7 protein-coding genes are annotated in these 6339 nt (G+C 70.3%); 1 reads left to right on the top strand and 6 read right to left on the bottom strand.

Going from position 1 to position 6339, the window contains the following annotated elements; all coding sequences use genetic code 11:
- Positions 1-38: 38 nt before the first annotated feature.
- Positions 39-1280, top strand: coding sequence for a D-alanyl-D-alanine carboxypeptidase family protein (locus KGQ19_RS46655; protein WP_212021741.1), 1242 nt, complete (start codon positions 39-41; stop codon positions 1278-1280).
- A 162-nt stretch (positions 1281-1442) separates the two neighbouring features.
- On the opposite strand, the gene KGQ19_RS46660 is transcribed toward KGQ19_RS46655, so the two are convergent.
- The 6 genes from KGQ19_RS46660 to KGQ19_RS46685 form a co-directional block, all read right to left on the bottom strand.
- Positions 1443-2330 carry an alpha/beta fold hydrolase gene (locus KGQ19_RS46660; RefSeq protein ID WP_212021742.1) on the bottom strand — a complete coding sequence of 296 codons (888 nt, stop codon included), beginning with the start codon at positions 2328-2330 and terminating at the stop codon, positions 1443-1445.
- Positions 2331-2406: 76 nt separating this feature from the next.
- A complete protein-coding gene (gene msrB, locus KGQ19_RS46665) occupies positions 2407-2814 on the bottom strand; it encodes a peptide-methionine (R)-S-oxide reductase MsrB (protein ID WP_212021743.1) in 408 nt (135 codons plus the stop codon).
- A 291-nt stretch (positions 2815-3105) separates the two neighbouring features.
- Positions 3106-4512 carry a polysaccharide biosynthesis protein gene (locus tag KGQ19_RS46670; protein ID WP_212021744.1) on the bottom strand — a complete coding sequence of 469 codons (1407 nt, stop codon included), beginning with the start codon at positions 4510-4512 and terminating at the stop codon, positions 3106-3108.
- A gap of 20 nt (positions 4513-4532) precedes the next feature.
- Positions 4533-5264 carry a response regulator gene (locus KGQ19_RS46675; RefSeq protein ID WP_212021745.1) on the bottom strand — a complete coding sequence of 244 codons (732 nt, stop codon included), beginning with the start codon at positions 5262-5264 and terminating at the stop codon, positions 4533-4535.
- Between the two features lie 147 nt (positions 5265-5411).
- Positions 5412-6158, bottom strand: coding sequence for a LuxR C-terminal-related transcriptional regulator (locus KGQ19_RS46680; protein WP_212021746.1), 747 nt, complete (start codon positions 6156-6158; stop codon positions 5412-5414).
- Positions 6158-6339, bottom strand: a 182-nt coding sequence (locus KGQ19_RS46685; protein ID WP_212021748.1) for a hypothetical protein, incomplete at its 5' end; no start/stop codon positions are given. The genes KGQ19_RS46680 and KGQ19_RS46685, both read right to left, overlap by 1 nt.

The following is a 6339-nucleotide window of genomic DNA, read 5'->3' on the forward strand; positions in this document are numbered from 1 at the left end:
GGGTTTGGCGGGGCGGGCCGGCTGGAAAACCGGCAGACATGCGCGGGTCACCGGTTCGTCGGAGCATCACTGTCGCCGCGGCCTGTGCCGCGCTGATCGGCGCGGGTGCGGCCGCGGCCGCCGCGGATGTCGCGCCGCCCGCCCCGACGCCGTCCCCCAGTTCCACGCCGCTGGGCCCGACCGTCGCCAGTCCCGGCACGCCGCCGATCCCGCCGGACGTCCAGGCCGGCTCCTTCGTGGTGGCCGACGAGGCGACCGGCGCGATCCTGGCCGAACGCGCCCCGCACGACCGGCTGCGTCCGGCCTCGACCCTCAAGGTCCTGACCGCGCTGGCCCTGATGCCCCGCCTGGACCCGGCCCAGGTTCACCTGTCCGTGCCCGGCGACATCGCGGCGCTGGCCACCGACGAGCCCGGGGCGAGCGCCGTCGGCATCAAGCCGGGGCTCTCCTACCGGGTCTCCGACCTTTGGAACGGTGTGTTCCTGCGCTCAGGCAACGACGCGATCGCCACCCTCGCCGCGATGGCCGGCGGCGAGGCGACGACCGTGGACCTGATGCGCCAGACCGCGCAGCGGTTGCACGCCAACGACACCGTCGTGGTCAACGCCGACGGCTACGACGCCGACGGCCAGGTCTCCAGCGCCTACGACTTGGCGCTGATGGCGCGTGCGGGTCTCCAGGACCCGGGCTTCCGCTCCTACTGCTCCCTGCAGAAGGCCAAGTTCCCCTCGGTCAACGGCACCACCTTCGAGATCGACAGCGAGAACCGGCTGCTGGGCAAATACCCCGGGATGATCGGGGTGAAGAACGGCTACACCTCGCTGGCGCACCACACCTTCGTCGGCGCCGCCGAGCGCGACGGCCGCACCCTCGTGGTCTCGGTGTTCGACGCCGGCACCGACATCTACCAGCAGACGGCGAAGCTGCTCGACTGGGGCTTCGCGGTCCCGGCCACGGCGCCCGGGGTGGACCAGCTGGCCGCCCCGGACCCGTTGCAGAAGTCGGCGGTGCCGGACGAGACGCTGCCGCCGCCGGACGCGGTGCACGCGAAGGCGCGGCACGCGCAGGCCGGGAACGACGGCGACGTCGCGGCGCCCCCGACGTCCGCGGCCGCCGCGTCGTTGCCGCACAAAGCCAAGGACAGCGGCGTCTCCACGATGCTGGGCGACGTGGTCCAGACCCTGCTCTACATCCTCGGGTTCCTGGTGTTCGCGGTCGCGGGTCTGCGGACGCGGGTGTTGGTCAAGCAGCACCGACAGCGTCGGGCCGACCGGGCCTGAGGCGCCGGCGCTGAGCGCGCTGAGATTTCCGGCGCGCTCAAAGCTCCAGTGCGTTTAAGGCTTCACCGCGCTCAGAGCGTCACCCGCTCAGGGCCGAGCCCAGGGCCGAGCTCAGAGCGTCACCGAGCTCAGGGCTTCAGCGAGCTCAGAGCGTCACCGAGCTCAGGGCTTCACCGAGTCCAGGAACTCGCCGATCAGCTGCGCCATCTCGGGAAGCTTCTCCTCCAAGGCGAAGTGCCCCGTCTGGAACACGTGCAGCTGCGCGTCGGGCACGTCCCGCAGATAGGCCCTGGCCCCCGCGACGGTGAAGAACGCGTCGCCGTCGCCCCACAGGATCAGCGTCGGCGGCCGGTGCTCGGCGAGCCAGCGCTGCCACCGCGGGTAGAGCTCGACGTTGTTGTGGTAATCGAGCATGAGGGCGATCTGCGCCGCGTCCCGGCCCGGCAGGTCCAGGTAGTGCTGGTCGAGGGTCCAGCCGTCGGGGGAGATGAGCTCGGGGTCTGAGGTGCCGTCCTCGTACTGGGAACGGGTCACCGCCTCGGTGAGGATGCCGCGCACCCGCTCCTCGGCCCCCGGAACCCCCGGCTGCGCGGTGAGGAGCGTCTGGGCGAGCTCGGAGAGGCCTTCGGTGTAGGCGTTGGCGTTCTGCACGATCAGACCCGCGAACCACTCCGGGTGCCGGCCGGCGAGCCGGAAGGCGACCGGCCCGCCGTAGTCGAAGGTGTAGGCGACGAGCCGGCGGCCGTCGGCGGTGAGGCCGAGGGCTTCGACGAAGGACTCGGCGACGTCCGTGAGGGATTCGAAGGAGTACACGAAGTCGTCGGGCACGGTCGTACGGCCGAAACCGGGGTGGTCGGGGGCGATCAGGCGGTGCTCGGTGCCCAGCGCGTCCAGCAGACGCCGGAACTGGTGCGAGGAGCTGGGAAAGCCGTGCAGGAGCAGGACGGTCGGCGCGTCGGTGCGCTCGGGGCCGGTCTCGCGGTAGAAGACGCGGACGCCGTCGACGGTGATGCTGCGGTGCCGGATCACCGGCAGGGGCAATGCGCTCATGGCGACGATTCTAACGGATGAATCGCCGTCTATGCGTTAGAGGGGGTTCCAGCGGCTGATCCGCTGCTCAGCGGGGCTAGCTCGACACTGACTCCCGCAGGAGCAGTCCGATCGAGTTGACGCAGTAGCGCCAGCCGCCGAGCTCTTCGGGCGCGTCCTGGAACAGGTAGCCGAGGTGCGATCCGCACGTGGCGCACCGGATCTCGGTGCGGAGCATGCCCTGCGAACGGTCCTCGAACGTCTCGACGAGCTCGTCGGTGATCGGGCCGGAGAAGGCGGCCCAACCGCACTCGGCGTTGAACTTGGACTGCGAGCCGAACAGCGCGGTGTCGCAGCCCCGGCACAGATAGATGCCCGGGTCGTCGTTCTCGACGTAGTCGCCGGACCACGGGTTCTCGGTTCCGAACTCGCGCAGCGTCTTGTAGGCGGCCGGCCCCAGGTGCTGCCGCCACTCTGCCTCGGTGCGCTCGACCTTGTACACCATGTAGTCGAGCCTACTCATGTGACGCGCGGGCGCCAGGGTTTTGGCGAGGCGTTACACACCGTCGCCTGCTCCTGAGAGTGGTTTTCGAAATCGCGGGTTAAACCCCTGGACCAGGGCGAATGCATGTACGAACCCGTATTCGCCGAGCGGCTTGTGGATCGGCACTGCGGGGAATCAGGCGCCGGATGCCCACCTTGACGGCGGCCGTCGGTCAGCGGCCGCCTTCGTGACGCCGCGTCGATATTTGCGCGCGTAGACGCTCGACGTATTGCTGCTCAGTATTGCTTCTGATCAGGCTCTTGACCCGGTGAGTTTCTGCAACTGCTGCCGGACCCTCGGGTCGCGGTTCTTGGCCGCGGCTTTGTACAGCTTGTCCAGGCGTTCATGGAGCTGCGCGTGGTCAGTGGGTTCCGTGTCGGCGATCGTGGTGAAGATCTGCGGCTGGGTGGTGGGGATGGTGGGGATGGTGGGGATTCGCTTGTCAGGACGCGGTTTTTGCTTCTGCTGGGGACCCGCGTAGCGGATCGGTACTTCGGGCAGGTTGTACTGGCTCGTGAAGCGGGACACGACGTCGGCGACGCGCATCGGCTCGCCGAGGTCGAGGGAGTAGACCTCGCCGCCGGTCGCCATGCGTCCGGCTTCCAGGGCCAAGGCGACGGCTTCCTCGACGGTGGCGAAGCAGCGGGCCGCGTCCGGGTGCGTGATGGTCACCGGGCCGCCGGCGCGGATCTGGTCGGGCAGGACGGTCAGGAGCGAGTCGCGGCCGTCCAGGACGTCGCCGACGCGGACGGCGGCGAAGACTGTTCGCGTGCGGTGTTTTCCGGTGCGGTGGGCTGCGCCGCGGATGATCGCTTCGGCTGCTCGGTAGGTGGCGCCGAGCATGGAGACGGGATCGTCGTCGGTGGAGATCAGGACGAAGCGCTCGGTGCCGTTCCGGTGCGCGGCCCGGACCAGGTGGTCGGTGGCCTGGACGTTCGCCGTCACGGCGAGGCCGGGGCGGCGCTCGACGATGGAGGCGTGCCTGAGACCCGCCGCGTGGAAGACCACCTCGGGCCGGAAGTCGCGGAAGGCGCGGTCGGTCTGGTCCCGGTCGGCGATCGTGGTGCTGTCGAGGAGATAGAGCTCGCCGGGGTTGAAACCATTGAGCTGGCGGCAGATCTCGGATCCGAGCGGGTCGGTGGCGCCGGTGACCAGGACGCGCTTGCCGGTGACGATCTCCTTGACTTCGGGCGGCACTTCGTAGGGGGCCGGGCCGTCGATCAGGGCCCTGATGTCCAGCGGTCGGAGGTCGGCAGCGATGATGTCGTGGCACCGGGAAACCGTGTACCACGGCAGATACCGGACGACCGCTCCCGCACCGATCGCGGCGGCGGTCAGTTCCCGGGTGTGGGCCGCGGGGAGTGAGGGGATCGCCAGGATGACGGCTTGGGCCTCGTGCTCGGTCACCAGACGGGCCAACTCGGGCAAGGTGCCGAGGTGCGGGAGGGGATGCGGGGCTTCGGTCGGGGTTCCGATCGGGGCTTCGACCGGGGTTTTGGTCGGGGTTGTGATTGCGGCGTCGTCGACGAAGCCGATCGGTCGCAACTCTTGATCGGCGAGGTCGTCATGAGCGCACAGATCGCGGGCCAGCGCCTGTCCGGCCCGTCCGGCGCCGACGATCAGGGTTCGCAGGGCGGTCATCGTTCGCAGGGCGGTCATCGTTCGGTGGTGCCGCCCGGTCAGCGGGGGTCTTCGCCGATCCCGGCGCGGCGCGCCACCGCCACGGCGGCCAGGGTGGAGTGCACGCCGAGCTTGCCCAGGACGTTCTGCATGTGGGTGCGGACCGTGTTCGGGGACAGGAACAGGTGTTGGGCGATGGAGGCCCGGGTCATGCCGGAGACCATGCACTGCAGGACTTCGCGCTCGCGTGGGGTGAGCGCGCCGACCAGCGTCTCGTGTTCGTTGCGTTCCTGTTCGGCGGCCATCAGGTCGCTCAGGACGTAGGTGAGCAGGCGCGGCGGGATGTGGGTCTCGTCGCGCAGGACGCCGCGGACCACCTGGAGCAGGTGCTCCACCGAGCCGTCCTTGGCGACCCAGGCGTTCACGCCGCCGCGGACCGCCTCGGCGACCCGCTTCTCCTCCTCGCCGGCGGTGACCATCACGATCCGGACGTCGGCGTGGCCGGCCCGGATCTCGGCGGCGAAGCGGATGCCGTCGCGGCCGTCGAGGTCGACGTCCAGCAGCACCACGTCCGGGCGGCGCTCGTCGATCAGCCGGCGGGCGCCGTCGATGGTGGTGGTGGCCGCCACGCCGAAGCCGGGCTCGGCGCGCAGCCGGGAGGCCAGCGCCTCGGCGAAGGTGCGGTGGTCGTCGACGACGAGGATGCGGACCTCCCGGAGGCCCGTCACGTCGAGGCGCTCCTCGAGGCGGTCCTCGAGTCCGATCGTTCCGATCGTGGAGGCGTCAAGCATGCTCACCATCCTCGCAAGTCACGGGCCCGGCGCCCACCACCATGTAGTGGAGCCGTCGCTACTCCAAATGACGTAGACGGTCGCTTAGACGGCTTCGGGCGGGCTGCTGATCAGCTACTGATCAGCAGCTGATCAGCTACTGATCAGCTACTGGTGCGCGCCGAGGCGGTCGACCGCCCCGACCCGGGACACTATCGCCGAGGCCTCGACGCGGGAGTGCGCACCCAGCTTGACCAGCACGTTCTGCACGTGGGTGCGGGCCGTGGACTGGGCGATGTCCATGGCGCGGGCGATCTGCTTGGTGGACTCGCCCTCGACGATCCGGCGCAGCACCTCGCGCTCGCGCGGGGTCAGGTAGCGCAGCGTGCGCTCGGCCTGGTCGACGTCCGGGGCCTTCAGGTGCCGCACGGCCGCCCGCAGCAACTCCGGGTCCACCGCGACCTCGCCGCCGGCCACCCGCTCCAGGATCTGCACGATGCCGTCGATGCGCTGGTCCTTGCGCGTGAACCCGGAGACCCCGAGATCCAGCGCGGCACTGACGATCGCCGGGTCGTCGGTCGCCGAGACCATCAACACCTTGGTCCGCGGATGCCGCTCCAGCACCGCCCGGGCCAGCTCCAGCCCCGCGGTGACCATCCGGCTGCCCGGCCGCGACACCGGGAACGCCTGCTCCCCGGCGGTGGCCAGCGGCGAGGCGGCGGCCCGGGCCGAGACGGTCATCGGGAAGTGCACGTCCAGCATCAGGATGTCCGGGTCCAGGGACGCCACCGCGGCCAGCCCCTGCGCCGGGGTCGAGGTCACGGCCTCGACCTGGTAGCCCTTGGCGGCCAGCGAGGCGGCCAGGGACTCGGTGAGCAGGGTGTGGTCGTCGCAGAGCACGATCCTGGTGGGCATCAGAAAGCGCCTCCTGGGAGCAGGGAGAGCTGGACCTCGGCGACCGGCCGCAACGCCGCGGCGGGGATACGCGGCGGATGGGTCAGGTGCGTCTGCGAGGGGAGCTGGATCGAGGCGAGCGCGGTGTCGTCTTGGCCGGTGGGGATTATGTGGAGGGGCTGGGTGTCGCTGGGGTCGAAGG

Source organism: Catenulispora pinistramenti (genome assembly GCF_018274385.1).
GTDB classification, from domain to species: domain Bacteria; phylum Actinomycetota; class Actinomycetes; order Streptomycetales; family Catenulisporaceae; genus Catenulispora; species Catenulispora pinistramenti.

Bases quoted from the DNA above. Each gene is read 5' to 3' on its own strand.
- KGQ19_RS46680 (WP_212021746.1), bottom strand. From the start codon at position 6,158: ATGCCCACCAGGATCGTGCTCTGCGACGACCACACCCTGCTCACCGAG.
- KGQ19_RS46655 (WP_212021741.1), top strand. From the start codon at position 39: ATGCGCGGGTCACCGGTTCGTCGGAGCATCACTGTCGCCGCGGCCTGT.
- KGQ19_RS46675 (WP_212021745.1), bottom strand. From the start codon at position 5,264: ATGCTTGACGCCTCCACGATCGGAACGATCGGACTCGAGGACCGCCTC.
- KGQ19_RS46660 (WP_212021742.1), bottom strand. From the start codon at position 2,330: ATGAGCGCATTGCCCCTGCCGGTGATCCGGCACCGCAGCATCACCGTC.
- msrB (WP_212021743.1), bottom strand. From the start codon at position 2,814: ATGGTGTACAAGGTCGAGCGCACCGAGGCAGAGTGGCGGCAGCACCTG.
- KGQ19_RS46670 (WP_212021744.1), bottom strand. From the start codon at position 4,512: ATGACCGCCCTGCGAACGATGACCGCCCTGCGAACCCTGATCGTCGGC.